Raw genomic sequence first — 25,530 nt, 5'->3', positions numbered from 1 at the left:
TGAGGGGAGTGGGTTTCGCTGGAGTTCCACCAAGTCCGCGTGAAGTGAGGTCGTCCATGTCGATCCTGTCGAAGCCGTTCGTCGCCGACCGGGTGGCCCGCCTGATGGGCGCGGTCGCCGCCCGCGCGATCACACCGCGTCCGCTGTTCCCCGAAATCCCCGGCCACACCGGCGAAATCTCGGTGCCGACCCGGCACGGCCCGATGCCCGCCACCCTCTACCGCCCGCCGGGAGACGCCCGGGGCGTCTACGTCAACGCCCACGGCGGCGGGTTCGTGGTGGGCGCCCCGATCGGGGACGACCCGCTGTGCCGGTACCTCGCCGAGCACGCCGGGGTGTTCGTGGTCAACCTCGACTACGCGCTCGCGCCGGCGCGGCGGTTTCCGGTGCCGTGCGAACAGGTGCACGACGCGCTGACGTGGGCGGCCGCGCCCGAGCGCGAGTGGGCCGGCGCGCGGCTGTGCGTCGGCGGGCAGAGCGCGGGCGGTTCGCTCGCGGCCGCGGCGTCCCGGCTCGCGCTGCGCGACGGCGGGCCGGCGATCGCGTTGCAGGTGCTGCACTACCCACCGCTGGACCTCGTGACCCCGGCCGCGGCCAAACCGGCGGCGCGGGGCGCGGTGATCCGGCCGTGGATGGGGGAGGTCTTCGACACCGCCTACATCCCCGACGCCGCCCGCCGCGCGGACCCGCTGGCGTCGCCGGCGTGGGGGAGCAACGGTGACGGCCTGGCGGGCATCGCGCCCGCGCTGGTGATCACCTGCGAGCACGACCGGCTGCGCGCCGAGGCCGTCGCCTACGCGGGCAAGCTCGCGGAGGCCGGCGCGTTGGTGGAGCACTACGACATCGCAGGCGTCGACCACGGCTACGACCTCATGCGCGGGGAACCCGAACTCGTCCGGCGGGTGTACGCGTTCCTCGCCCTGCACGTCGAGCGCGCGGTGACGGCCTGAGCCGCGGCCCTCAGAGCACCACCGGCACCGGCCGGACCTCGGACGGCCACAGGCGGGAGCTGATCCACCGGCGCTCGCCGGCTTCAGGGGGTCAGCGTGTCGAGGATCCGTTCGAGGCTGTGGCCGAAGAGGTCGTCGTCGGACCACTCCTGATCGACGAAGCCGGACGTGCTGAGCGTCGGGTACAGCTCGCTCAGGCCGGTGATGTGCGCCCGGGCCCGGGCGACGACCGTGGGATCGTCCAGCCGCCGCCAGGTGGCGTCGGTCATCGCGGTGCCGATGACGAAGCCGGTCAGCAGGTGGGTGGCCGACGCCAGATCGCGGCCGGTCAGGCCGGCGCGGGTCAGCATCGCCTGGACGAACTCGGTCCGGGCCAGCACGTTCGGGCCCAGCAGAGGACGTCCCAGCAGGCTGGGTGACCACGGGTGCGCGAGCATCGCGGCGCGCCAGCCGAGCAGCAGCGCGCGGACCGCGGCGCGGGGGTCGGGGCCGGGCTCGGGGAGCGGCACCTCGCCGAGGATGTGGTCGACCGCGAGGTCGAGCAGGTCCTCCTTGGTCGAGACGTGCCAGTAGAGCGCCGTCGAGGTCACGTCGAGGCGCTGGGCGAGCCGTCGCATCGTCAGCCGTTCCGCCCCGTGGGCGTCGAGCTCGGCGACGGCCTCGGTGACGATCCGCTCCAGGGTGAGCGGCGCGGCCCGTCGTGCCGGACGTTCCCGATCGCCGCGCAGCCACAGGACTTCGCTGGTGGCGCCGTCCGCCGCGGCGGATTCTCCCTTGGTCACGAGCACCCACCTTACGCACCGCGACAGCCCGATCTACCGTCGGTCGCCTAACTTACCATTGATAAGTTAAACCTACCGATGATAAGTTGACGGCTGGATCCGACGGTCCGCCCCGACAGCTCCCCTCACGAATCGAAGGTCGAGATGAACTCTGGTGAAGAGCCCGGCACGCTTCGCGGCCGGCCCGCGGCGGGCCTCGGCGCCCGCGTCCCGCACCGCTGGATCGCGCTTGTCGTCCTGAGCCTCGCCCAGCTGATGGTCGTCCTGGACTCCACGATCGTGAACATCGCGCTGCCGACCGCGCAGCACGACCTCGGGTTCTCCACCGACAACCGGCAGTGGGTCGTCACCGGGTACGCGCTCGCGTTCGGCAGCCTGCTGCTGCTCGGCGGCCGGCTCTCGGACTTCTTCGGCCGGAAGCGGCTGTTCGTCATCGGCCTGGCCGGCTTCGCGGTCGCCTCGGCGCTCGGCGGGGCCGCGAGCGGCTTCGGGATGCTGCTGATCTCCCGGGTCGCGCAGGGCGCGTTCGGCGCGATGCTCGCGCCGGCGGCGCTGTCGATGGTGTCGGTGACCTTCGCCGGCGACGCGAACGAGCGCGGCCGCGCGTTCGGCGTCTTCGGCGCGATCTCGGGCGCCGGCGGCGCGCTGGGACTGCTGCTGGGCGGCGTCCTCACCCAGGACCTGTCGTGGCGGTGGTGCCTGTACGTCAACCTGATCATCGCCGCGGTGGCGTTCGCCGGCTCGCTGGTCTTCCTCACCGACGGCGAGCGGCCCGAACGCACCCGGCTCGACGTCTCGGGCACGATCACCGCGATCCTCGGCGTCGTCGGCATCGCCTACGGCCTCGGCAACGCCGCGGCGAAGGGCTGGACCGACTTCCGGACCGTGGGACCGGTGCTCGCCGGCGTCGTGTTCGTCGTCGTCTTCGTGCTGCTCGAGCGCCGCGTCCGGCAGCCGCTGCTCCCGCTGCCGGTGCTGCTGGACCGCGACCGCGGCGCGGCCTACCTGTCGATCGGGATCTCGGGGATCGGCGGCTTCGCGGTGTTCCTGTTCCTCACCTACTACCTCGCGGAAACGCTGGGGTTCACGCCGTTCCGGACCGGGCTGGCGTTCCTGCCCATGGTCGGCCTGGTGATGGTGGGCGCGATCGTCTCCGGGGCGGTGCTGCTGCCGCGCACCGGGCCGCGCCCGCTCGTGCCGGCGGGCTGCCTGCTCGCCGCGCTCGGCATGGCGCTGCTCACCGGGATCGGGACGTCGTCCACCTACGCCGGCGGCGTGCTGCCGTCCCTGCTCGTCATCGGCCTCGGCCTGGGGCTGGTCTTCGGCCCGGGACAGAACGCCGCGACCAGCGGTGTGCGGCCGCACGAGTCCGGGGTGGCGTCCGCGATGGTGAACATCGCCCAGCAGATCGGCGGGTCCATCGGGCTGGCCGTGTTCAGCTCGCTGAGCGCGACGGCGATCACGGGCTACCTCGACGACCACGCGGCGACAGCGGCACAGCCGTCGACGATCGTCGACGCGACGCTTTCCAGCTACCACTTCGTGTTCTGGATCGCGGCGGCGCTGTTCCTCGGGGGCGCCGTGGTGGCCGCGCTTCTCTTCCGCAGCGGTCCCTTGCCGGTCACCCAGGACGCGACCCCGGTCGTCGCCCGCTAACCGAAAGCGAGAAGCACCATGAAAGCCGCACAGTTCAAGCAGTTCGGCGGTCCCGAAGTCCTCGAGGTCGTGGATCTCCCCGACCCGCACCCGGGCCCCGGCCAGGTCCGGATCGTCGTCCAGGCGGCCGGCGTCAACGCCACGGAGACGAAGCTGCGCAGCGGCGAACTGTCGTTCGGGGCGGGACTTCCGCAGACGACCGGCCGCGACGTCGCGGGTGTCGTCGACGAGCTCGGTGAGGGCGTGACCGACGTGGCCGTCGGCGACCGGGTGTTCGGCATCTCCGACGACGGCGCCGGCGCGGCCGAGCTGGCCCTGCTGACCCACCGCGCGCCCATCCCGCCGTCACTCGGGTTCGTCGACGCCGCCGGCCTCCCCATCGCCCTCGAAACGGCCACGCGCGCGCTGGACCAGCTCACCGTCGCGAGTGGACGGACGTTGTTCGTCAACGGTGCCACCGGCGGGATCGGCGGCACGGCCGTCCAGCTCGCCCTCGCCCGCGGTGCGCGGGTGATCGGCGCCGCGAGTGCCGCCAACCAGAACTACCTGCGCTTGCTCGGCGCGGAACCCGTGACCTACGGCGAAGGCATGGCCGAACGGATTCGCGCGATCGCTCCCGGCGGCGTCGACCGGGCGTTGGACGTAGCCGGGAACGGTGTCCTGCCCGAGCTGATCGACCTCGCCGGCGGCGCGCCGAACGTGGTGACGCTGGCCGACTTCGCGGGCGCGGAAAAGCACGGGGTGCACTTCAGCAACGGCTTCGTCGACGGCCACGGTTTCCACGCCCTGGCCGAGATCGCCCCCCTGATCGAGGCCGGCCGGTTCTGGCTCCCGGTCGACCGGACCTTCCCGCTCGCCGAGATCGCCGAAGCCCACCGCGCCAGCGAAAACGCCCACGTCCGAGGACGGCTGGTGCTGGTGATCGCTTGACCGGCGGACCGGCGATCGTCAGACCGTCAGACCGGCGCCGACGCCGCGAAGCGCCGGGATCAGCGATCCCGGCGCCCCACCGGTCACGGCGTCGGCGGTTTGCAGATCGTGTTCCACCCGCTGGCGTGGGGCACCGCGTTCACGGTGACCTCCCCGTAGACCTGAGCGCACAACGTGTTCGCGTCGGAGACGTAGATACCGCCCGCGTAGGAATCGTAGTTGTCGTCGGAGTCGTACCAGCGGGTCGTCCAGCCGGCGTGCTGGAGGACCACTTCGATGTGGTGGCGGCCCGGGAGGTTGTCGAAGGTCTTCGCGCAGAACGTGCCGCTGCCCGCGGACGAGTACCAGACGTCGACGTAACCCGCGGTCTGCGGAAGGGTGATCCGCTCGAGGAAGGTGCCGTTGCAGGTCGGGAACGGCCCCGCGTATCCGGGCGGTGCGTCTTCGGGGTGGGTCTCGGCCGACGCGGTGACCGCCCCGCCGAGCGCGGTGGCCGCCGCGACCCCGATGACCGCGACCGCGGTCGCGATCCGTGTCCTGATCTTCACCTGGAACCTCCCTCTGCCTCGCCACACCCGGCCCGGGCGCGGCCTCGGCGTCATGGTGGCGGGTGGTGGTTGCGGGCTTTCTTGCGAAAATCTGCATCTCGCAGGCCAGGGTGCGGACTGGGTCCCCGGCGCGGTTTTCCTTGGCAGGGCGCCGGTTCCGGCCACTGGCCGGAACCGGACACGGGTGCCGCCGTGGCCCGAGTGGACCGCGGCTGGCGGGTGGTCCGCTCCCGCGGCCCACTCTCCGTAGCACGGTTGCGACATCCGGGGTAATTCCGGCCGGATCGGTGACATCCGGGCGAGCGCCGTCGATGTGCCCGGCGGGGATCCCCACCGTGTGCGTGGGGACGGAACACATCTGGGGGGATGACTCGTGCTGCTGTCTTTGCGATCGCGCGGCAGGATCGCCTTGGCCACCGCGCTCACCGCGGCCTTCGCGCTGCTCGTACCGGGTGTCGCGCACGCCGCGCCACCGTCCAACGACGACTTCGACCAGCCGGTGGCCGTCACGGCCTTGCCGTTCGCCGCGCAGCTGGACACCACCGAGGCCACCCAGGCGGTCGACGACCCGTCCTGGTGCCAGTCCTACGACGTCCGGGGCAGCGTCTGGTTCCGCTACACCGCCACCGCGGACGGGTACCTGCGCGCCACCACCCAGGACAGCGACCCGTCGATGATCCTGTCGGTCCACTCGGGCGCCCGCGGCGACCTCAGGGGGATCGCCTGCGCCACCGGGACGGCCGCGACCACGACGTTCCGGGCGACCGCCGGCACGACCTACTCCTTCATGGTCTCCGGCTACGACGTCCCGGGCGGCGCACTGTCGTTCGCGCTGGACTCCGTCGCGGCCGCGGCCAACGACGACTTCGCCGCCGCGGAACCCGTGCCCGCGCTGCCGTTCTCCGCGCGGCCGGACTTCTCGGTCGCCTCCTTCGAAGCCGACGAGCCCGAGTCGAGCTGCCAGTACGAAGGCAACCTCGTCCCCTCGGTCTGGTACGCCTACCCGAATCCCGGGCCCGCGAAGTCGGTCACCGCGCGCACCACCGGGAGCGGCTCGGCCGTCTCGGTGTACACCCGGGCGAGCCTGCCGGAGCTGAAGCAGGTCGCCTGCACGTCGAACTCCTACGGGCAGCCGACCGCGTTCCGCGCCGCCGCCGGCACGACCTACTACGTCCGCGTCACCGGCCCCGCCGACGGCCGCGAGCCCGTCTCGCTGACCGTCGACGACGCGCCGGCGCTGGACCCGTCGGTCTACCAGTCGCCGTCGTACCCGACGGTCTACGACACCGTTTCGTTCTCCGCCGAGTCCTGGAACGACATCGACAAGCCGATGACCGTCGCCTGGGACTTCGGGGACGGCGCCACGGCCCCGGCCACCACCGGGACCGTTTCCCACCGCTACGCCAAGGACGGGACGTACACCGCCACCCTGCACGCGACGTCCCCGGACGGCCGGACGGTGACCAAGACGGACGAGGTCGTGGTGACCACGCACGACGTCGGGATCGCCAAGTTCTCCGTGCCCGCCTCGGCCCGGGAAGGCGACAGCAAGGCGATCTCGGTCGACGTGTCCAACACGCGCTACACCGAAACGGCGACCGTCGTGCTGTCCAAGTACGACGGGACGTGGTGGCGGGAGGTCGGCCGGCTCACCCTCGAGGTGCCCGCGCGGCCCACCCGCACGGTGAAGTTCCCGTTCTCCTACACCTTCAGCCCCGACGACGCGGCGATGGGCAAGATCGCCTTCCGCGCCGAGCTGAAGCTGGACTACCCGGTGACCGACGCCCGGCAGGCGGACAACGAAGTGATCGCCATCGCCACGACCGTGAAGCCGCGCGGCTCGCGCGTCGTCGCCGTCTGAGCTCAGGGGGAAATGATGAAGCACACCGCTTTCCGGCGCCTGTTCGTCGCCAGTCTCGCCGTCGCGGCCGCGTTGGTGGCGCCGGCGGCCGCGTCCGCCGGCACGCCGTCGAACGACGACTTCGGCACCGCCACCACCGTCACCGCCCTGCCCTTCAAGGCGACCCAGGACGTCGGGGAGGGCACGGCGGCCGCCGACGACCCGACCTCGTGCTACTCCTGGATCGCGTCGAGCGTCTGGTACGACTACACCGCGTCCGCCGACGGGTTCGTCCGGGCGCTGCCGTCGGGGGTCGGCCAGCAGCCGTTCATCGCCGTGTACACCGGCGAGCGCGGCGCGCTGACCCAGGTTCCCGGCGCCTGCGCGGAGTGGAACAACGGCCCGTCGGTGACGTTCCCGGTCACCGCCGGGCAGACGTACCACATCATGCTGTTCAAGCAGTACGCCGGCGCCGGGCAGCCGGCCACGCTCGACCTCGCCACCGTGCCGCGCGAGCCCAACGACGACTTCGCGGCGGCCGCGGTGGCCACGCTGCCCGGGACGTTCTCGGGCGACCTGACGCGGTCCTCGGCCGAGCCGGGCGAAGCGGCGCCGAGCTGCGATCCCGGCGCGGACCACTCCGTCTGGTACCGGTACACGCCGGACCGCACCCGGGCGATCAGCGTGGAGGCGCGCTCGCGGTGGTCGCCGTCGGTGACCGTGTACCGGGGCGCGACGCGCGACTCACTGTCCGAAGTGGACTGCAAGTCGGCGGGGGGCGGCGACAAGCGGCCGGTGTTCACCGCCACGGCCGGGCAGCAGTACTGGATCCGGGTGGCCGACGACGCCGAAGGCGCTTCCTGGTACGACATCCGCCTGACGACCGCGCCGGCGCTGACGCCGAACGCGAACTCCTGGCCGAACATCCCGTCGGTGTTCGACGACGTCTCCTTCTCGCCGAACGCGGGCGACCACCTCGGCCGGCCGCTGGTCGGCGGTGAGCTGAAGTTCGGCGACGGCACGTCGGTGCGGCTCACCTCGAACACCCAGGTGACGCACCGGTACGCCGCCGACGGCGACTACCGCCTGGAGATCAGCGCGACGACCGACGACGGCCGGTCCGGCACCGGGTTCCAGACGCTGCACGTCGAGACGCACGACGTGACCCTGACGGGGCTGTCCCTGCCCTCCCAGGCGCGGGTGGGCCAGACCAAGCCGGTCAAGGTGTCGGTGGTGAACAACCGCTACGACGAGAAGATCGTCGTCTCGCTGCGGAAGAAGGCGGAGAGCGGTTACTACCAGGACGTGGGCACGCTGACCCAGTTCGTGCCCGCCGGTGGCCGCGTCGACTTCCCGTTCGCCTACACCTACACCGCGGCCGACGCGGCGGCGGGCCAGGCGGAGTTCGAGGTGACGGCGAACATCGACGGCCGTTACGACGGTGACAACCACCCGGTGGACAACCGCCTGACCGCGTCGACGGTGGTCCGCGCCCAGTCGGGAGCCCGGGCGAGCTGACGCCCGCCGGCCGGGGTGGGGCGCGCCGCCCCACCCCGGCCGATCGCCGCATCCCGTCCGCCGCGGCCTGAGCTAACACAGCAAAACTTATCCCTGTTACCTCTTGTGCTCAGTACGCTAACGCTCGTAGGGTTACGACCGTAAGCACAACGAGCCGAGAGGGGACCCGCCGTGGGAACCACCACCGTCACCACCGCCACCGAGATCGTCCTGCCGGGCAAGGTCGAGGCGGGCGGCCTGCAGGTCCGCACCCGGGACCTCCCGGCGCCCGCCGCGGGGCAGGTCGTCCTGCGCATGGAGGCCACCGGCGTGGCCTTCGCCGAGCAGCAGATGCGGCGCGGGAAGTACTACGGCCAGCCGGCGTTCCCGTTCGTGCCCGGCTACGACGTGGCCGGCACGGTCACCGGGACCGGCCCGGACGTCGACCCCGCGCTGCTCGGCCGCCGGTTCGCCGCGGTCACCAAGACCGGCAGCTGGGCCAGCGCCCAGGTGCTCGACGCGGCCGACCTGGTCGCCGTGCCGGACGGCGTCTCCGCGGCCGCCGCCGAGACCGTCGCGGTCAACGGCGTCACGGCCTGGCAGATGCTGCACGGCAGGACCACGGTGCCCGCGGGCGGGACGATCGTCGTGCTGGGCGCCAACGGCGGCGTCGGCTCCATCCTAGTGCAGCTGGCCCGCCACGCCGGGATCACCGTGATCGGGACGGCGTCGCCGCGCCACCACGCGGCGCTGCGCGAGGCCGGCGTGACCCCGGTCGATTACCGCGACCCGCAGCTGTACCGGAAGATCCGCGAGCTCGCGCCGGAGGGTGTGGACGCGGTGTTCGACCACGTCGGCGGCGCCGGCGTGGCGGAGTCCTGGCGGCTGCTGCGCCGCGGCGGGAAATTGGTCTGCTACGGCACGGCGTCGACCAAGGACGAAGAGGGCAACTCCCAGCTTCCGGTGCTGAAGCTGTTCGCGCGGCTGGCGTTGTGGAACCTCCTGCCCAACGGCAAGGGCGCGCACTTCTACAACTTCTGGGCGGGCAAACGCCGTCTGGACACCTTCCGGCGCCGGCTGAACGAGGACCTGACGCAGGTGCTCGCGCTGGTGGCCGACGGCGTCCTCCGCCCGCGGATCGCCGCGGAGTTCCCGCTGTCCGACACCGCCTCGGCGCTGGCGCTGGCCGAGTCGCACACCGTCGCGGGCAAGGTCGTCATCGTGCCGGACGCCCCCCGGCCGTGAGCCCGGCGGCCGAACCGCCCCGGTCCCGCCCGCGAAACCGGCGCGGCGAAGGCGGCCGGCTCCGCGCCGAGATCCTGGCCGCCGCGACCGGACTGCTCGACGACGGCGGTGACCCGCACGCCCTGACGCTGCGGGCGATCGCCCGCCGGGCCGGGATCGCCGCACCCTCGATCTACGCCCACTTCCTCGACCGGCCCACCCTCCTGCTCGACGTCGTACGGCGGGCTTTCGCCGAGCTGGCCGGCCTGCTCCGGGCCGCGCTCGACGAGGCGGGCCACGATCCCCGGCGACGGCTGTCCGCGGTCTGCCGCACCTACCTGGAATTCGGTCACGTCCACCCCGAGCGCTACCGCGCCATGTTCGGCGGCACCTGGACCCCGGCCGCCTCCTCGGACGAGCTGGCGGACCTCGGCGCGGACGCGATGCGGATCCTCGCCGGCTGCCTCGCCGAGTGCGTCGCCGCCGGGCACTGCACCAGCACGGATCCGGCCGCCGACGCCGTCGCGCTGTGGCTGGGCCTGCACGGGCTCGCCCACCAGCAAGCCGTCAGCACGTCCTTCCCCTGGCCCGGCGACATCGTCGAGCGGGTCGCGTCTTCCCTGTCCCACCTCGTATGAGTCCCCACTTCGTTCCCGGAGGAGCACCGCCATGTCCACTGCCACCCTCGCCGCCCCGGCCGCCGCCGTCACCGCCTCCGCTCGTGCCGGCCGGGTCGACAACCGCGGTACCTACCTCAGCTTCGGGCTCGCCTACGTCCTCGGCCACGGCGCGGCCGCGGTGTCCCGGGGCGACGACCCGCTGGTCCACCTGCCCGGCTGGCTGCCGATGACCCTGCTCGGCGCCGGTCTCGCCGTTGGCACCGTGTTCGCCACCCTCACCGCGGCCCGGGCGCAGCGCGGCGCCGGCCCGGCCGACGTCCTCAGCGGCCGGCTTCTGGGTCTGTCCTGGCTCCTCGCCTTCGGTGCCCTCTCCCTCGCCATCACCGGGCTCACGTCCACAGTGGACTCTCCGGGGCTGGCCGACGTGCTCTGGCCCGCCGGTTCCGGGCTCGTCGTCGGGCTGCTCTACATCAGCGAAGGCGCCGTGCGCCGCAACGTCCTGCACTACAGCCTCGGCACCTGGCTCGCCCTCGTCTCCACCGCCTCGCTCGCCTTCGGGACCCCCGGCCTGTTCTGGGGCCTCGCCGTCGCCGGCGGCGGCGGTTACGCGGTCGCCACCGTCCTCGAACACCGCCGTCTCACCCGCTGACCACCCCGGCCCGCAGGGCCCTCCCGATCGAAAAGGACTGACCCACGATGAACGCACGACGTAGTTTCCTCAACGGCATCGGCATCGGCGTCGCGGCCCTGGGCGCGGCGATGGTGGTGGCGGCCCAGTCGCCGGCGACGGCCGCCGAGGCGAAGCCGGATCCCGGAGCCCACCAGGTGTGCCGGGGTGTCACGGTCGACAGGACCGCGCCGGTGATCAGCAGCGTGAGCGTGCTCATCAAGGCACCGCCGGCGACGGTGTGGCGCCTGCACGCGGACATCGACCGGTGGCCGAGCTGGATCCCGGAAATCACCCCCGCGCACAAGGTCACGCCGGGCCCCCTGCGGCCGGGTTCGGTCTTCACCTGGTCCCCGCAGGACATGCACGTCGAGTCGACGATCAAGTCGATCGCCCCGCTGCGCTGCACGGCGTGGGGCGCCCCGGTGAACGGCATCACCGGCGTGCACCTCTGGACGTTCGAGCAGACCCCGGCCGGCGTCCTCGCCACCACGGAGGAATCCTGGGCGGGCCCGCCGGTCGACGCCGACGTCCCGGGCAGCCAAGCCGGCCTCGACCAGGGTCTCGGCGACTGGGCGAACCGCCTGAAGGTCACCGCCGAGACCCGGCCCGGCTGTCGCTGATCACCGGCACGGCCTGCTGGAGCTGCGCGGCGCGAGGGCAAGAGTCCGTCTCATGGACGCCGAGAACTATCAGGCTGACCTCCGCCAGGCCTCCGTTCGAGTAGCCACGGTGACGCAACCGTGGCTGAGGGTCGCTTCGGGCGACGGAGGCTTATCGATCGGGCGAGGGGCGCCCTGCCTACCGTGGGGCACCCCTTGAACCGATTTCGGAGGTCTGTCCCGTGCCGGAGAAGCCCGACACCGCGGTGTCGCTCACCCACCGGGCGATCGGGCTCCGGGCCGAGGATCCGGTGCGGGCCCGGGCGCTGCTGGGGGTCGCGCTGGCCAAGGACGACGGTTACGAGCCGGCGTGGCGGTGGCTCGCCGAACTGGTGGAGACCGACGGCGAACGGCGGTTCTGCCTCGAGCGCGCCTACGAGATCAAAGCCGATCCCGAAACCGGCCGGGCGCTCAAGGCGGTGCGCGCCGACCCGCCGAGTACTCCCGCCGACGTCGCCGATCTGGTCGAACCGGCGCGGCCGCCGGCGAACGTCCGCACCGGGCGGTCGAAGCGCGGCGGGCGGAAGATCTGGGTCGCCGTGGGCGCGGCCGTGGTCCTGGCCTCGGTGCTGGGTGTGTGGACGGCGGCGGGAGCCGAGCGTGGCGAACCCGTCTACGTGGCGCTGGTGGCGGGGATGACCGGCGACAACGCGGTGACCTCCGCCCACCTGGAGCGCGCGGTGCGGATGCACGTCGACACCGTGAACGCGGCGGGCGGAATCCACGGGCACCCGGTGGAACTGCTCGTCTACGACGACGCGGACCGCGTGGACCAGGCGGTCGGGATCGCGGAGCGGATCGTCCGGGAGAACAAGGTCCTCTACGTCGTCGGGCACGGGAGCAGCGACACCGCGCTCGCGGCGTCGCCGATCTACCGGCGGGCCCGGATCCCGGCGATCACCCCGTCGGCCAGCTCGTCGCGGCTCACCGACGGCAGCGAGTGGTACTTCCGCAGCATGTTCGGCAACCGGACGCAGAGCGACTTCCTGTCGGTGTACGCCTCGCACGTCCTGGGCTCGAAGACCGCGGCCGTCGTCTACGACGATGACGAGGACGGACGATCGGCGCACGACACCTTCCGGGAGTCCTTCGGCGAATTCGGCCGGGTGACCGCCGAGCTGCCGGTCTCCGCCGCGCCGGCGAGCCGGGCCGCGTCGGTCGACGCCGCGGTCGCCGCGCTCGAGTCGCACGACCCGCGTGAGCCGATCGTCCTCGCCGCGAAGGAGAAAAGCGGCCTCGAGGTGATCGACCGGCTCCGGTCCGCGGGGGTGACGGCGCCTATTCTCGGCAGCTCGTCGCTGAGTTCCCGGGCCTTCCACGACGCGTTGACCACGGCCGAGCGGAAGAGCGGGCGGCCGGGGGCCCTCACCGGCAACCTGTTCATGGCGACGCCGCTGGCCCAGGATTCGCTGTCCGGCCCCGCGCAGGTGTGGGCCGACGCCTTCGAGCAGCGTTACGGCGAACGTCCGTTGTGGCAGGCCGCGACGGCCCGGCAGGCAATGAACGTCGGGCTGCACGCGATGGGGGCCGGCGGGCTGGACTTCGGCGAGAACCACCGGGCGGAGGACCGGCAGCGGGTGCGGGACTCCCTGGCGTCGTTGAAGGACCGGAAGAACTCCTTCCCCGCGTTGCTCGGCCCGTTGTACTTCACCGCCGGCGGGTCGGCGCAGATGGCCGTGTCGGTGGTGACGAGCGACGGCGCCCGGTTCGTCTCGGCGCCCGTCCAGTTCACGATCTACGAGCCGCCGAACGGTGAAGCGTTGACGGCCGGGCTGGCGGACGGGCAGGTCATCGCGGTCAAGAACCGGTACCTGAGCCGGCGCCAGGTGGTGGCGACCGGGATCAACCTCAACGAGGTCCGCGACCTCGACACGACCGACGGCACGTACTTCGTCGACTTCTTCGTCTGGCTGAAGTACACCGGCGGCGACGCCGCGGCCGACGTGCAGTTCGTCAACGCCGTCAAACCCGACCTGAAGCTGGGGGAGCCGCTGCGCGACGTCACCGAGGACGGGCACACCTACCGGCTCTACCGGGTGGCCGACCGCTTCAAGAGCAGCTTCGAGTTCCACGACTTCCCGTTCGACCACCAGCGGCTCACCGTGCTGCTGCAGAACCGGACGCAGACCGCGGACCAGGTCTCCTACGTGACGGACAAGGAGATCCTCGACCAGGACCCGCGCGCCTACCTGCGCAGCGGCGCCGACGCCGAGGCGACCATCAACCAGGTCCCCAACTGGGTCGCGTCCTCGGTCCACTTCTTCCGGCAGACGGTCGGCAGCAGCGACGCGCTGGGTGACGGCCAGGCCGCCGGCGCCGCCACCGGGATCTACTACAGCCAGTACGCGGCGGAGATCGAGATCGAGCGGGACACCCTGCCGTTCCTGATCAAGAACCTGCTGCCGCTGATCCTGCTGATCTGCGTCACGTACCTGTCGTTGTTCTTCAAGGCCGCCGACGGCAGCGCGCCGGTGTCGATGGGCGTGACGGCGATCCTCAGCACCGCGGTCCTGCTCAACAACGTGACGTCCCAGCTCCCGTCGGTCAGCTACATCGTGGCGCTCGAATGGGGCTATTACGCGTTCATCCTGCTGGCCGCCGGTTGTGTGCTGATCGCGATGCTGCGCAAGCGCTTCGCCGCGCTGAAACGGGACGAAGCCGAACAGAGCCTGCGCAAGGCCGCGAGGATCGGCTACCCGGCCTACCTCCTCGCCGTCGTCACCGTCTTCATGATCGCGTTCGGGTGACCCGGCGGTGCGGTGCCGGTGCGGGCGCCGGTGATCAGGCCGGCGTCCCGGCGGACAAGGGCCGGTCCGCGGCCGTCCGCGAGAGCCGCCGTCATGCCCGCCGACCGTGCCGACCCTGCTGACGTCCTTGCCGGTCATCGTCCGCGCGGTCAGCGTGCTCGAATAGCGCCCCGTGCCGAACCGGCCGTTTCCGGCGGTTATCCCGCGGAAGCGGAGAACCACTTCCGCAATTGCCCCGGCCGGCCGGGCGGGCCCGGCAAAGCCCGTGGCGCCGCTTTTCGTTCCTCTGCCATTGCGGCGGGCGGCGCGTATCCTGGAATGTCAGGCACAGGAGGGGGCCGCGGCATGCCGGCGGGCAGGGTGATGGGGAAGATCGGCTGGTTGACGGCGGTTCTGGGGTTGCCGGGAGCCGCGGCGGGTCTCTGGGCCGGCTGGGTTCACGAGCATTCCGTGCTCGCGGTGCTCCTGCTGATTCTGTACGAAGGTGTGCTGGCGATCCTGACGTTTGTCCAGGGGGTCGGCGCGGAACTCCTCAAACGCTGGCGGACGCGATTCATCGACCGGGTCGACCAGAGCCTCGGGCGCAAACTGGTGCGCTTCGACCGCCGGTATCGGGAGTTCGTCCTCGGGACCCTGCGATTCATCGATCAAAAAGGCCTGGCGACCATCGGCCCGTACACCCCTCAGCTCGACGAGGTCTTCGTGGAACTCTGGCTGGTGCCGCGAAGCCCGCACCAGGTGAAGTCGGACCCGCTGGCCGACGTGCCGGCCGAACTGACCCAGCGCTCGTCGCTGACGGACCTGCTCGACCGGCCGTCCCCGAGCGTGCTGGCGGTGGTCGGCGCGGCGGGCAGCGGCAAGACGACCTTGCTGCGCCACACGGCCCGCAGGGTCTGCGGCGCCGGGGAGAAGAAGCGGCGGCGCACGGTGCCGATCTTCCTGTTCCTGCGCGATCACGCGGCCGAGATCCTGGCCACGCCGGAGGTGGCGCTGGCGGACCTCCAGCGCGGCACGCTCGGGCGCTACCGGGAGGCCGAACCGAAGGGCTGGTTCGAACAGAAACTGCGGGACGGTTCGTGCGTGGTCCTGCTCGACGGGCTCGACGAAGTGCCGGCCCCCGGCGACCGCCGCTCGGTCGCGGACTGGGTCGAGCGGCAGATCGGCCAGTACCCCGGCAACGACTACGTGATCACCTCCCGCCCGCACGGCTACTGGGGGGCCGCGATCACCGGCGCCACGGTGTTCCAGGTGCGGCGGTTCACCGACGAACAGGTCGCGCGCTTCGTCCGCGGGTGGTACCGGTCGATCGAACAGCAGAGCACCGACGTGGCCAACGGCGAGACGGAGTCGCGCGCCGGCTCCGCCGCCGACGACCTGCTCGATCGGCTCCGGAACTCGGCCGCGCTGCGCGAACTCACCGTGAACCCGTTGCTGCTGACCATGATCGCCAACGTGCACCACTACCGCAGCGCGCTGCCCGGAAGCCGGGCCGAGCTCTACAGCGAGATCTGCGAAGTGATGTTGTGGCGACGGCACAGCGCCAAGCGGCTGCCGGCCGAACTCGGCGGGGACCAGAAGGAACTGCTGCTGCGCCAGCTCGCGTTCACCATGATGGAGCGCCGGGTACGGGACCTCCCGCGCTCCGGGGTGCTCACCGCCCTCCAGCCGATGCTGCGCCGGGTCTCCAAAGACCTCACGGCGGAGACGTTCCTGACCGACGTCGGGGCCAGCGGGCTGCTGGTCGAACGGGAGAACGGCCTGTACTCCTTCGCCCACCACACGTTCCAGGAGCACCTCGCCGCCGCGCACCTGCGCGACAAGGGGCCGTCCGGCCTGCTCCCGGGGCGGGTCGACGACGAGTGGTGGCGGGAATGCACCCTGCTCTACTCCGCCCGCGCGGACACCGACCCGATCATCCGGGCCTGCCTGGCGTCCGGCACCGTCATCGCGCTCGCGCTGGCGTTCGACTGCGCGCAGCACGCCCGCGAGATCGACCCCGCGTTGCGGGACCGGCTGGACGGGCTGGTGCACTCGAGTTACGACGCCGGCACCGATCCCCACCGCCGCAGCCTGATGGCGCGGGTGCTGGTGAACCGGCATCTGCGCCACCTCACCTCCGTCGTCGGCACCGCGCGGATCTGCGTCCGGCCGATCACCGTGGACATCTACTGGCTCTTCCTCGCCGACACCGGCACCGAACGTCCCGACGATCCGCGGCCGTTCGTCCCGGGCGCCGGCGGACCGGTGGTCGGCGTGCGCCCGGCCGACGTCCTCGGCTTCCTCCGGTGGGTCAACGAAATCACCGGTGGTGAGCCGGTCTGCCGGCTGCCCCGCCGCGCCGAGATCGAGGACCCGGCGGTGCGGCGCGCGCTCGGTCAGACCGCCGGGCCGCCGGGCAGCCTCAGCGTGTGGGTGCGGCCGGACGGGCCGGGGGCGCCCGAGCTGTGGACGGCCGAAGACGACCCGCACCCCCACACGATCACCGCCGAGGTCCTCGTCCGGCACGTCACCCGGGATCTCCGGGACTCGGCGACGACCCTGGCCAGGCTGCTGGTGATCCGCTCGCTGGTGCTGCTGCGGTCCGTCTCGTTCGATCTCGACCACGGCGCGGCGAGCGTCCGGGCCCACAAGCTGACCGGGGAGCTGCTCCGCGGGCTGGCCGGCGCCGCGGACCTGGCCCACGCCGCCGACCCCGCGTTGATCCGGGTGCTCGGGTCGGCGACGGCCCACGCCGGCGACCTGGAGCGCGCGGTCGGCCGGGAGGTCGGCCACGCGCGCGAGCTCGACCTCGCCCGCCTGCGTGACATGGACCGGCGCCGCCGGCTGGACGACACGCTGGCGCTGGATCTCTCGCTGGGCCGCCCGTTCGACACGGCCCGCACGCGCGGACCGGACAAGGAAAGCGACCTGGTGCACGACCTCGACCTGGCCCTGTCCCGGGATTTCGAGTACGCCCACCGCCTGGCCGGCGTCCTGAGCCGGGATCTCGACCGCGCCCTCGAACCGGAGGCGGAGCCGGAACTGGACTCCGTGCTGGCCCTCGACCGGGCTCGCGACGCCGAGCGCGCCCCGGCGCCGTCCGCCGAGTCCGACGGGCACTTCACCGACCTCACCGGCCCGGCCCTGGCCCACGCCGTCACCTACGCGTTGCACGATTCCCCGGACACGGAACCCGTGGACCGGCACCGGTTCTCCGCCGCCTTCGCCCGCGCGTTCATCGCGGCCGCGGGCATCGACACCACCGAACGCGTCGTTCCGCCGGGCTCGCTCGCGGCCGAGATCCAGCACGCCTGCGCGGCCGTCCGGGCCGAGGCGGGGCCGGCCGCGGCCCGGCTCGGCGAGGCCACGGCCCGGCTGGAGGAACTCGCGCTCCCCGTCTTCGCCCGCAAACGCGAGCTCACCGCGCCCATCGCGACGGCGATCCGCGTCGCCGCCCTGTGCCTGGCGGTCGAAGCGGAAGCGGTGGCGGACAGCGGTTCCGCCGCGGCGTTCCGCCGGGTCGCGGCGGGGGTGAGCCTGCTCGAACTCCGCCGCAGCAGCCAGACGCCCGCCACCGAGACGATCGTGCTCGCCAGCGCCTGAACGAACAGGTGCTCAGGCCGGCGCCGGCGCACTCGCCTCGTCCTGGGCGCGCAGCACCCCCTTGTCGACCTTGCCGCCCGCGTTGCGGGGAAGGCCGGGGAGGACCACGAGGTCCTTGGGCAGCTTGAAGGACGCGAGCCTTCCCGTGAGGAACCCGGTCAGCTCCCGCAGAGACAGGCCGCCTTCCGGCGCGACGGCGACGACCGCGACGGGCACCTGGCCCCAGCGTTCGTCGGGCCGGCCGATCACGGCGACCTCCCGCACCCACGGGTGCTCGGCGATGGCGTTCTCCAGTTCGGCGCAGTAGATGTTCTCACCGCCGCTGATGATCATGTCCTTCTTGCGGTCGACCACCCAGACGAAGCCGTCCTCGTCCTGCTTGACCAGGTCGCCGGAGTGGAACCAGCCGCCGGCGAAGGCCTCCGCGGTCTCCCTCGGCTTCCGCCAGTACCCCCGCGTCACCGTCGGGCCGCGGTAGACGATCTCGCCCACCTCGCCCACGGCGACGTCTCGGTCTGACCGAACACCGCCACGTTCAGCGCGCCGGGGAACTTCTCGGCAATGGCGCGCAGCGTCGTGTCGGTCGCCGGTGCGGCACCCCAGCTGATGATGCGCAGTTTCAGCGCGCGCTCGCCGATGTCCGGCTGCGCGCAGAGCAGGTCCCATTGCTGCGGCACGTTGAACACGACGGTGGCCCCTTCGCGTTCGTAGGCGTCGAGCACCGCCTTCGGGTCGAAGGCACCCAGCGGGTGGAGCACGACCGTCCCGCCGACGACGAAGTGCGCCACGATCGAACCCAGGCCCGCGATGTGGAAGAAGGGCGCGGTCAGGAAGCCGATGTCGGAGTCGTCGGACATCTCCATCGCGCGGATGCAGGTGATCGCCTGCAGCTGCATGTTCCGGTGGGACAGCAGGACTCCCTTCGGCCGGCCGGTGGTGCCCGAGGTGTACATGATCAGCGCCGTCGACTCCTCGCTGACGTCCGGCGGTTCCAGGGGTTCGTGCGCGGCCAGGAACTCCTCGTACCCCAAGGGGTCCCCGGCGGCCTCGCCGATGACGACCACCGTGCCGACGGCCGCGGCGGCCGGTACGGCCCGCAGCAGCGGCAGCAGGTGCGCGTCGACGACGACGGCCGAAGGTGTGCAGTCGGCCAGGATGTGGTCGAGCTCCGGCGGCGCGAGCCGGATGGTCCGGCCGCATCGCGGCGTGGGTGGCCGCGTGGGCCATCCAGTGGTTCCGGTAGGACCAGTCGGGAGCCGCGTCGGTCGGCATGGGCCACTCCTCGGGAGCCGGGCGGCCAGGTGACCGCGACGTCGTCATGCCCGGCGAAGGTACTGGCCGGGAAGGATTAAGTAAATGAAGAATCGCACGCGCGGCGGCCGGGTCGCGCTGATCCCGGGCCCTCGGTCCGGCTCGTGATTGACTGGCACGCATGGCCCTGTTCCCGCGTCCGTTCGCTCCGGTCCGCCGATGACCGCCGAGTCGCCCGCGGCCACCCGGCCGCGCAACCGCAAACAGCTCATCGTCGAGGCGGCGGGCGGGGTGTTCAGCGCGCGCGGCTACCACGCGGCGTCCATGGAGGAGATCGCGACCACCGTGGGCATCACCGCGGCGGCCCTGTACCGGCACTTCCCGAACAAGTACGCGCTGTTCGCCGAGTGCGCGAACGTCATGGTGGACCGGCTCGTCGCCGCGGTCGACGAGGTGCCGCCCGACGCCGCCGCGGCGGACGTGCTCGCCGCCGTCACCCGGGTCACCGTCGCGCATCGCGCGGCGGGCGGGCTGTACCGGTGGGAGGCGCGGTACCTCGAACGCGGTGACCGCCGGGTCCTCAAGGCGAAGTTCGCCCACGTCGTCGCGCGGGTGAGCGAGGTGGTGCGGCGCGAGCACCCGCTGCCGGACGAGCACCTGCGGGCCGCGGCGGCCCTCGGGGTGATCGCGTCGATCACGATGCACCGCACCTCGATCGCCCCGCGCCGGGCCGAAGACCTGCTGCTGGCGTCCGCGTTGCGCGTTGCCGCAACCAGTCCCAAGGCGGCCGTCGGGAGCGCGCGCTCCGTCGAGCTGCCCGTCCTGCCCGTGCCGCGCACCCGGCGCGCGGAGATCCTCGCCGCCGCCGTCCCGCTGTTCGAGCGGGACGGCTTCGCCAACGTCACGAACGGCCGGATCGCCGAGGCCGCGGGGCTGGTCCCGTCGACGCTCTACCGCCATTTCCCCGGCAAGGCCGACATCCTGGCGGCGGCCTGCCTGCAGGCGGCGGGACTGCTGGCCCAGGCGGTGGAGCAGAACCTGCACGGGGTGGCCGGCCCGCACGACGCCGTGATCGCCCTGGCGGCGACGTACGTGGCCTACAGCTTCGAGCACACCGCCCTCACCAGCGTCGCCGACGCCGAGGTCGCCGGCCTGCCCGCCGGCTTGCAGCGCCCCCTGGCCGTCGCCCAGCGCGAGCACATCGCCATCTGGGAGCAGCAACTGCGGCTCGTCCGCCCGGACCTCGATCCGCGCCAGGCCCGGGCCCTGGTGCACGCGGGGTTCGGTGTGGTGGTCGAGGCCGGACGGCGGCTGCGGTGGCAGGACAGCCCGGACCACCGCGGCGCCGTCACCGCCCTGGTCGTGGGGGCGCTGGGGCTCCCGGCGTGAAGGCCCGGTGCGGACCTTCACGCCGTCGGACGCGCCGGTCAGGCGCCGGGCCGGTTCGCGGTGGGGATCACGATGGTCGTGCTGGCCGGTGAGGTCCCGTTGTTGAGGAACAGCATCGCCAGCGCGCGCACGAACTGGTCGAACATGTAGAACCCGACGGGCAGGACCGGCAGCAGTCCCTCGCGGAACGCGATGTAGGTGGGCCAGCCGGTGCGGACCAGGGTGGCCGCCGCGTAGTCGCGGGGGAGTGAGAGCCAGTCGCCGATCCGGTCGTTCAGCACGTAGCGCACGAACTCGTTGAGGAACCCGCGCGTGACGCCCAGATCGATCTGAGCGGTCAGGCCGAGCAGGTCCTTGGCCAGTTCCTTGCCCTCGGTCGTCGGAGCGAGGATCGGTGTGAGCGCGTACGCCGACTGCGCGTTCGCGTCGGCCCACGTCTTGGGGATGAACTCGTCCCGCACACCGAGCAGGTGGATGGCGACCTGCCACATGTGCAGGAAGGCCTCCTCCTCCGCGGCCGTCATCGGCACCTTCCACTCGACCAGCTTCCGGTGCACGAAGGTGCCGAGGCTGTGGAAGGTGACGAGGATGTCGCCGTTGCTGATCGGGACCGGCGTGTCCGTGGCCGCCCGCCAGTGCGCCGACTGCGGCAGCAGGTGCCGCACCGCGGCGTGCACCAGCCGCGTCTTGTTGGCGGTGACCACGAACTGACCGGTGGGTTCGTAGGCGGTCAGCTCGCTCAGGTCGTAGCCGAAGGTGAAGGTCTTGGCCGCGCGGTCCTTCATGTTGGCGCCGCCCGCGGACCAGTAGACCGACTCGGCCTCGCGCGGGATCACCGTGCTCATGATGCCGCTGCCGAGGCCGTAGAGCATGAACAGGTAGGTGTCCTTGCGCCGGTTGAAGTCGGCGGCGAGCCGGAGCTTGGCGCGGTCGGCCCAGGAGGGCAGGGCGGCGGCCTGCTGCAGGTGGGCGGCGAGGGCGGCGGGCAGGCCGCCGGGCAGCGGGTCGTTGTTGTTCGCCCAAGACGCCAGCGCGGTGTTGACCGCCGGGACCTGGCCGTTGTCGAGAAGCGCCGCCAGCAGGCCGTCGACCGGGCCGTCCCAGACCTGCCACGGGTCGGCTCCCGTGCCGGTGCCGGCCACCGAACCCGCCGGCGACCAGGCCCACGCGGGGGCGGCCGTGCTCGCCACTCCCGCCAGCCCCAGCGCCGCACCGAGGGACAAGACGCTCCTTCTGCTGAGATTGCTCATTTACTTACCTGCTTCCTTGGAGGCGTAACCGTGCATCTCTGCTGTCTGGACTGGACTTGGTGCCACGACGTCGTGTCCGAGGTTGCCTAGCCGTGCGATTTCTCATTAACATATCGAAGCGGGGTGCCCGTCAGCAAGGCCATCACCTGCCGGAACCGGTTCGCAGACGTCGAAGGAGTCCTGATGACCAGCGTCGTCCCTGCCAAACGGTCGCTCTACGAGGAGGACCACGAGCTCCTGCGGGACACGGTGCGCGCCTTCGTCGACAAGCACGCCGCGCCCCACGCCGAGCGGTGGAAGGCGGCGGGCAAGGTCGACCGCGAGCTCTTCCGGGAAGCCGCCCGCGCCGGGATCCTCGGCTTCTCCATCCCCGAGGAGTACGGCGGGGGCGGCATCACCGACTACCGCTTCAACGCCGTGATCGGCGAGGAGTTCTCGCGTAACCCCGTGTCGGACGGGCTCGCCTGCGTGGCGCTGTCCAACGACATCGTCGTGCCCTACTTCACCGACCTGACCGACGACGAGCAGAAGGCCCGCTGGCTGCCCGGCATCGCCGCCGGGGAGCTCGTCGTCGCGGTCGCGATGACCGAGCCCGGCACCGGGAGCGACCTGGCCGGGATCAGTACCACCGCCGTCCGCGACGGCGACGACTACGTGGTCGACGGCAGCAAGGTCTTCATCTCCAACGGCCAGAACGCCGACCTCGTCGTCACCGCGGTCCGGACCGGGCCGGACCGCCACGGCGGGCTCAGCCTGCTGGTCATCGAGGCCGGGCGCGCCGGCTTTTCCCGCGGCCGCAACCTGGAGAAGATCGGCCTGCACGCCCAGGACACCAGCGAGCTGTTCTTCCAGGGCGTCCGGGTGCCCGCCGCCAACCTGCTCGGCGAGGAGGGGTCGGGCTTCCGTGGTCTGATGCGCAACCTGCCCCAGGAGCGGATCTCGATCGCCGCCAACGCCGTGGCCTCGTCGGAGGGCGTGCTGGAGCGCACCCTGGACTACGTCAAGCAGCGCACGGCGTTCGGCAAGCCGATCGGCTCGTTCCAGAACACCCGCTTCGAACTGGCGGAAATGGTCACGGCCGTGCGGGTGAGCCGCAGCTACGTCGACGACCTGCTCGCCCGGCACTCCCGCGGCGAACTGTCCGCTGTGGACGCCGCGGCGGCGAAGTTCTGGACTACGGAGCAGTACGTCGACCTCGTCGGGCGGTGCCTGCAGCTGCACGGCGGGTACGGCTACATGCTCGAATACCGCATCGCGCAGGACTACCTCGACTCGCGCGTCTCCACGATCTACGGCGGCACCACGGAGATCATGAAGGAGATCGTCGGGCGCGACCTGGGCCTGTGAGTCACTGCCTCCCGCGAGCCGACGTCCTCTGTGGATGGTCAGGCCGCCAGTGACGTGACGTCATGTCCCTCCCGCAGGAATGTCATGACGGCGTGGTGACGTGGTCCCACTGGTGGCCGGGCGGCCGAACGGCTGAGATCGAGGCATGCTCAAGAATTCCGGGAGGCACTGGCGGCTCGGCAAAGTCAGGTCCGGCGACGGGAGCGCCCTTCGCGAATACCGTCCCTGGCAGCTCTTTTCCCGTTCACTGTTCTACCTGGATCTCGTGGCCCCTCCGGGAAACAGCCACGTGTACGCGGTCGACGTCCGTTACCTCGCCGATGCGAAGACCCGGAGGCAGCACGAGAAGGCGGTGGGGAAGAGCCCGGCCGCGCTGTACCGGGACGGCGTCCAGGTCTACCGGGCCAACCTGCCGGTGGCGTTCCCGGTCCCCGGCGGAGTCATCGAGGTGGCCACCAGCGCGTTCGGCCTGAAGCGCCTGCGTTTCGTCGAGGCCGACGGCCGCGAGCACACCCTGCGGCCCGACCCCCGTTCGCAAGAAGGACGGCGAGCGAGGTTCGGGCGCCGGTTCCCCCGTGCCAGTACCGTGGTCGGGGTGGTGTCCCTCGCGGTCCTCCTGGTGGCCCTCGCCGTCAGCCTGCTCCACGGCGCGGAGGCCCTCACCCGCATACCACCGGTCGCCGCGCACATCGGCACGTTCACCTCGCCGATCCACCTCCCCACATGGGCGAAGATCACCCTGGGCGGCGCCGGGTTCCTCGCCGCGGTCGAACGCGCCTCGAGGCTCCGGTACAACCGCCTGATCGACTCCGTCGCCTCGTGAGCAGAGCGCCACGCGCGCGTCGCCCAGAGCCCCTTTCGGGCTGTGCCGGAGTCCTCCAGGAACTCGTCGTCCGGTTCGGACACGACGCTCCGCGCCTGGGCCGCTCCGTCGCCTTCCTGCACCAGAACTGCGCCACGGTCATCACGGGCCCGAAGTCTGCGGCCCACGACCTGATCGAGAAGGCACTCGGCTGGCGAGGGAGTGCGGGGGGTAAGGGGGGTGGAGGCCGTAGACGGCCGGACAGCCCCGGACCAGACAAGTGCGGCCCCTGTCCAGGTTCTGCCTGGTCAGGGGCCGTTTTCTGCTGGTGCTCGCGAGTGCCCCCGGTGAGATTCGAACTCACACTGGACGGGTTTTGAATCCGTTGCCTCTGCCAGTTGGGCTACGGGGGCGTGGCGTGGTGACTCTACGGGATCGCCGCACGCGGGCTGTGGTCGGGGGCGGGGTGTCGCGCTGGCCACTACGTGGTGAACGCCATCTCTTGAACTGGATCGTTCCCGGTAGGCTTCAGGCTTCGCGGAAAGCCGCGAAATCGAACGTTCCGCCGAGTCTTCAGGAGGACCCCGGTGACCGATCAGGCTACCGAGGCCAACGGTGCCGCCACCGTGCCGCAGCGTCGGGTGCTCGTTGCGGAGGACGAGGCGCTCATCCGGCTGGACCTCGTCGAAATGCTGCGTGAAGAGGGTTACGAGGTCGTCGGTGAGGCAGGGGATGGCGAACAGGCCATCGCGCTGGCCACCGATCTCAAACCGGACCTCGTGATCCTCGATGTCAAGATGCCCAAGCTCGACGGTATCGAGGCCGCGTCGAAGATCACCGGCGATCGGATCGCGCCCGTCGTGATCCTGACCGCTTTCAGCCAGCGTGACCTCGTCGAACGGGCGCGGGACGCCGGCACCATGGCCTACCTCGTCAAGCCGTTCGCGAAGCGTGACCTCGTGCCGGCCATCGAGCTCGCCGTCAGCCGGTTCTCCGAGCTGCAGGCCCTCGAGGCGGAGGTCGCCGGCCTCACCGACCGGCTCGAGACGCGGAAGGTCATCGACCGCGCCAAGGGTCTGCTGATGAGCCGGCAGGGCCTCACCGAGCCGGATGCCTTCCGGTGGATCCAGCGCACCGCGATGGACCGCCGGACCACGATGAAGGCCGTCGCCGAGGCGGTCGTGGAGAGCATCGGGACCTAGAAACGACGACGGCCGGCAGGCAGAATCACGGGAGTGAAACTCCGCTTGCCGGCCGTCGCCGTACTGGTACTGGTGCTGACCGCGGGATGCCAGGCCGCCGCGCCGAGCACGCCCGCGACAGCGACCTACGACCTGCCGCCGCGGCCGGTTCGGCCGGACGAGACCGCGCTCCGGGTGCCGTCGGCGAAGAACGGCGACACCGAGTTCGACCTGATCGGCTTCGCCGCGGGACTGCCCAGCATCACCGGCAGCCACACCGAAATGCCCGCCAAGGGCCAGTACGTGCGGCTGCGGCTCGTCGTGACCAACACCGGCACCTCGAGCGTCCTGTTCGACGCCACGCGCCAGCTGCTCGTCGACGACAAGGGCGCCACCCACCCGCCGGACGAGCAGGCCATGCTGATCAAGCGCCAGCCCGCCCGGTTCGACCTCGGGCACAGCGTGCGCGTCGAGTTCGACCTCTACTGGGACATCCCCAAGGGCACCGAACCCGTGACACTCCGGGCTTTCGGCGGCCCGACCATCACCGACATGAAGAACGTCAACGGCACCGACATCAAGATATGAGAAAGGGCCCGGTCGAC

General features: G+C 71.7%; 21 protein-coding genes and 1 tRNA gene. 16 read left to right on the top strand and 6 right to left on the bottom strand.

Annotated features, from left to right (window positions below; translation table 11 throughout):
• The first annotated feature begins 56 nt into the window (after nucleotides 1–56).
• A complete protein-coding gene (locus OHS18_RS15660) occupies nucleotides 57–950 on the top strand; it encodes an alpha/beta hydrolase fold domain-containing protein (protein ID WP_328617545.1) in 894 nt (297 codons plus the stop codon).
• A gap of 83 nt (nucleotides 951–1,033) precedes the next feature.
• Here the strand turns inward: OHS18_RS15660 and OHS18_RS15655 are convergent, their stop codons facing one another.
• Complete coding sequence (locus OHS18_RS15655; protein WP_328451935.1) at nucleotides 1,034–1,732, bottom strand: TetR/AcrR family transcriptional regulator; 699 nt, start codon at nucleotides 1,730–1,732, stop codon at nucleotides 1,034–1,036.
• Between the two features lie 144 nt (nucleotides 1,733–1,876).
• Here OHS18_RS15655 and OHS18_RS15650 point away from each other — a divergent pair, with 144 nt between their 5' ends.
• Complete coding sequence (locus OHS18_RS15650) at nucleotides 1,877–3,388, top strand: MFS transporter (protein ID WP_328617544.1); 1,512 nt, start codon at nucleotides 1,877–1,879, stop codon at nucleotides 3,386–3,388.
• Between the two features lie 18 nt (nucleotides 3,389–3,406).
• Complete coding sequence (locus OHS18_RS15645; protein ID WP_328617543.1) at nucleotides 3,407–4,318, top strand: NADP-dependent oxidoreductase; 912 nt, start codon at nucleotides 3,407–3,409, stop codon at nucleotides 4,316–4,318.
• Between the two features lie 83 nt (nucleotides 4,319–4,401).
• Here OHS18_RS15645 and OHS18_RS15640 read toward each other — a convergent pair whose 3' ends face one another.
• On the bottom strand, nucleotides 4,402–4,866 hold the full coding sequence (locus tag OHS18_RS15640) for a hypothetical protein (protein WP_328617542.1): 465 nt from the start codon (nucleotides 4,864–4,866) through the stop codon (nucleotides 4,402–4,404).
• Nucleotides 4,867–5,239: 373 nt separating this feature from the next.
• Between OHS18_RS15640 and OHS18_RS15635 the strand changes: the two genes are divergently transcribed.
• The 8 genes from OHS18_RS15635 (at nucleotide 5,240) to OHS18_RS15600 (ending at nucleotide 17,705) form a co-directional block, all read left to right on the top strand.
• Nucleotides 5,240–6,727, top strand: coding sequence for a PKD domain-containing protein (locus OHS18_RS15635; RefSeq protein WP_328617541.1), 1,488 nt, complete (start codon nucleotides 5,240–5,242; stop codon nucleotides 6,725–6,727).
• 15 nt (nucleotides 6,728–6,742) lie between these two features.
• On the top strand, nucleotides 6,743–8,224 hold the full coding sequence (locus OHS18_RS15630) for a hypothetical protein (RefSeq protein WP_328617540.1): 1,482 nt from the start codon (nucleotides 6,743–6,745) through the stop codon (nucleotides 8,222–8,224).
• 171 nt (nucleotides 8,225–8,395) lie between these two features.
• Entirely contained in the window at nucleotides 8,396–9,448 is a 1,053-nt protein-coding gene (locus OHS18_RS15625; protein WP_328451943.1) for a medium chain dehydrogenase/reductase family protein, read from the top strand.
• Entirely contained in the window at nucleotides 9,445–10,065 is a 621-nt protein-coding gene (locus OHS18_RS15620; RefSeq protein ID WP_328617539.1) for a TetR/AcrR family transcriptional regulator, read from the top strand. The genes OHS18_RS15625 and OHS18_RS15620 overlap by 4 nt, the downstream gene beginning before the upstream one ends.
• Before the next feature lie 31 nt (nucleotides 10,066–10,096).
• Entirely contained in the window at nucleotides 10,097–10,696 is a 600-nt protein-coding gene (locus OHS18_RS15615; protein WP_328617538.1) for an ABC transporter permease, read from the top strand.
• Nucleotides 10,697–10,743: 47 nt separating this feature from the next.
• On the top strand, nucleotides 10,744–11,337 hold the full coding sequence (locus OHS18_RS15610; protein ID WP_328617537.1) for an SRPBCC family protein: 594 nt from the start codon (nucleotides 10,744–10,746) through the stop codon (nucleotides 11,335–11,337).
• Nucleotides 11,338–11,558: 221 nt separating this feature from the next.
• Nucleotides 11,559–14,123 (top strand): ABC transporter substrate-binding protein, encoded by a 2,565-nt coding sequence (locus OHS18_RS15605; RefSeq protein ID WP_328617536.1) that lies wholly within the window; start codon nucleotides 11,559–11,561, stop codon nucleotides 14,121–14,123.
• Between the two features lie 345 nt (nucleotides 14,124–14,468).
• The gene (locus OHS18_RS15600) at nucleotides 14,469–17,705 is read left to right on the top strand and encodes an NACHT domain-containing protein (protein WP_328617535.1); all 3,237 of its coding nucleotides are present in this window, start codon (nucleotides 14,469–14,471) and stop codon (nucleotides 17,703–17,705) included.
• 12 nt (nucleotides 17,706–17,717) lie between these two features.
• On the opposite strand, the gene OHS18_RS15595 is transcribed toward OHS18_RS15600, so the two are convergent.
• Together OHS18_RS15595 and OHS18_RS15590 are read right to left on the bottom strand one after the other, a co-directional pair.
• A complete protein-coding gene (locus tag OHS18_RS15595; protein ID WP_328617534.1) occupies nucleotides 17,718–18,197 on the bottom strand; it encodes an AMP-binding enzyme in 480 nt (159 codons plus the stop codon).
• A complete protein-coding gene (locus OHS18_RS15590) occupies nucleotides 18,164–18,859 on the bottom strand; it encodes an AMP-binding protein (RefSeq protein WP_328618529.1) in 696 nt (231 codons plus the stop codon). Before OHS18_RS15590 ends, OHS18_RS15595 begins: the two co-directional genes overlap by 34 nt.
• 316 nt (nucleotides 18,860–19,175) lie before the next feature.
• Between OHS18_RS15590 and OHS18_RS15585 the strand changes: the two genes are divergently transcribed.
• Nucleotides 19,176–20,345 (top strand): TetR/AcrR family transcriptional regulator, encoded by a 1,170-nt coding sequence (locus tag OHS18_RS15585; protein ID WP_328617533.1) that lies wholly within the window; start codon nucleotides 19,176–19,178, stop codon nucleotides 20,343–20,345.
• A 38-nt stretch (nucleotides 20,346–20,383) separates the two neighbouring features.
• On the opposite strand, the gene OHS18_RS15580 is transcribed toward OHS18_RS15585, so the two are convergent.
• Complete coding sequence (locus OHS18_RS15580) at nucleotides 20,384–21,595, bottom strand: oxygenase MpaB family protein (protein ID WP_328617532.1); 1,212 nt, start codon at nucleotides 21,593–21,595, stop codon at nucleotides 20,384–20,386.
• A 183-nt stretch (nucleotides 21,596–21,778) separates the two neighbouring features.
• Between OHS18_RS15580 and OHS18_RS15575 the strand changes: the two genes are divergently transcribed.
• Together OHS18_RS15575 and OHS18_RS15570 are read left to right on the top strand one after the other, a co-directional pair.
• Nucleotides 21,779–22,942 carry an acyl-CoA dehydrogenase family protein gene (locus tag OHS18_RS15575; RefSeq protein ID WP_328617531.1) on the top strand — a complete coding sequence of 388 codons (1,164 nt, stop codon included), beginning with the start codon at nucleotides 21,779–21,781 and terminating at the stop codon, nucleotides 22,940–22,942.
• Nucleotides 22,943–23,207: 265 nt separating this feature from the next.
• Nucleotides 23,208–23,765, top strand: a complete 558-nt coding sequence (locus OHS18_RS15570) for a hypothetical protein (RefSeq protein WP_328617530.1) — start codon at nucleotides 23,208–23,210, stop codon at nucleotides 23,763–23,765.
• 318 nt (nucleotides 23,766–24,083) lie between these two features.
• Here OHS18_RS15570 and OHS18_RS15565 read toward each other — a convergent pair.
• A tRNA-Leu gene (locus OHS18_RS15565) sits at nucleotides 24,084–24,157 on the bottom strand.
• A gap of 174 nt (nucleotides 24,158–24,331) precedes the next feature.
• Between OHS18_RS15565 and OHS18_RS15560 the strand changes: the two genes are divergently transcribed.
• Both OHS18_RS15560 and OHS18_RS15555 read left to right on the top strand, forming a co-directional pair.
• The gene (locus tag OHS18_RS15560) at nucleotides 24,332–24,946 is read left to right on the top strand and encodes an ANTAR domain-containing response regulator (RefSeq protein ID WP_247054229.1); all 615 of its coding nucleotides are present in this window, start codon (nucleotides 24,332–24,334) and stop codon (nucleotides 24,944–24,946) included.
• Between the two features lie 33 nt (nucleotides 24,947–24,979).
• Nucleotides 24,980–25,513, top strand: coding sequence for a DUF4352 domain-containing protein (locus tag OHS18_RS15555; RefSeq protein ID WP_328617529.1), 534 nt, complete (start codon nucleotides 24,980–24,982; stop codon nucleotides 25,511–25,513).
• Nucleotides 25,514–25,530: the final 17 nt, after the last annotated feature.

It is taken from the genome of Amycolatopsis sp. NBC_00355, assembly GCF_036104975.1.
GTDB lineage: Bacteria > Actinomycetota > Actinomycetes > Mycobacteriales > Pseudonocardiaceae > Amycolatopsis.
This window is presented reverse-complemented; position numbering and strand designations above follow the sequence as displayed.

Bases quoted from the DNA above. Each gene is read 5' to 3' on its own strand.
- OHS18_RS15660 (WP_328617545.1), top strand. From the start codon at position 57: ATGTCGATCCTGTCGAAGCCGTTCGTCGCCGACCGGGTGGCCCGCCTG.
- OHS18_RS15650 (WP_328617544.1), top strand. From the start codon at position 1,877: ATGAACTCTGGTGAAGAGCCCGGCACGCTTCGCGGCCGGCCCGCGGCG.
- OHS18_RS15645 (WP_328617543.1), top strand. From the start codon at position 3,407: ATGAAAGCCGCACAGTTCAAGCAGTTCGGCGGTCCCGAAGTCCTCGAG.
- OHS18_RS15630 (WP_328617540.1), top strand. From the start codon at position 6,743: ATGAAGCACACCGCTTTCCGGCGCCTGTTCGTCGCCAGTCTCGCCGTC.
- OHS18_RS15615 (WP_328617538.1), top strand. From the start codon at position 10,097: ATGTCCACTGCCACCCTCGCCGCCCCGGCCGCCGCCGTCACCGCCTCC.
- OHS18_RS15610 (WP_328617537.1), top strand. From the start codon at position 10,744: ATGAACGCACGACGTAGTTTCCTCAACGGCATCGGCATCGGCGTCGCG.
- OHS18_RS15600 (WP_328617535.1), top strand. From the start codon at position 14,469: ATGCCGGCGGGCAGGGTGATGGGGAAGATCGGCTGGTTGACGGCGGTT.
- OHS18_RS15585 (WP_328617533.1), top strand. From the start codon at position 19,176: ATGACCGCCGAGTCGCCCGCGGCCACCCGGCCGCGCAACCGCAAACAG.
- OHS18_RS15580 (WP_328617532.1), bottom strand. From the start codon at position 21,595: ATGAGCAATCTCAGCAGAAGGAGCGTCTTGTCCCTCGGTGCGGCGCTG.
- OHS18_RS15575 (WP_328617531.1), top strand. From the start codon at position 21,779: ATGACCAGCGTCGTCCCTGCCAAACGGTCGCTCTACGAGGAGGACCAC.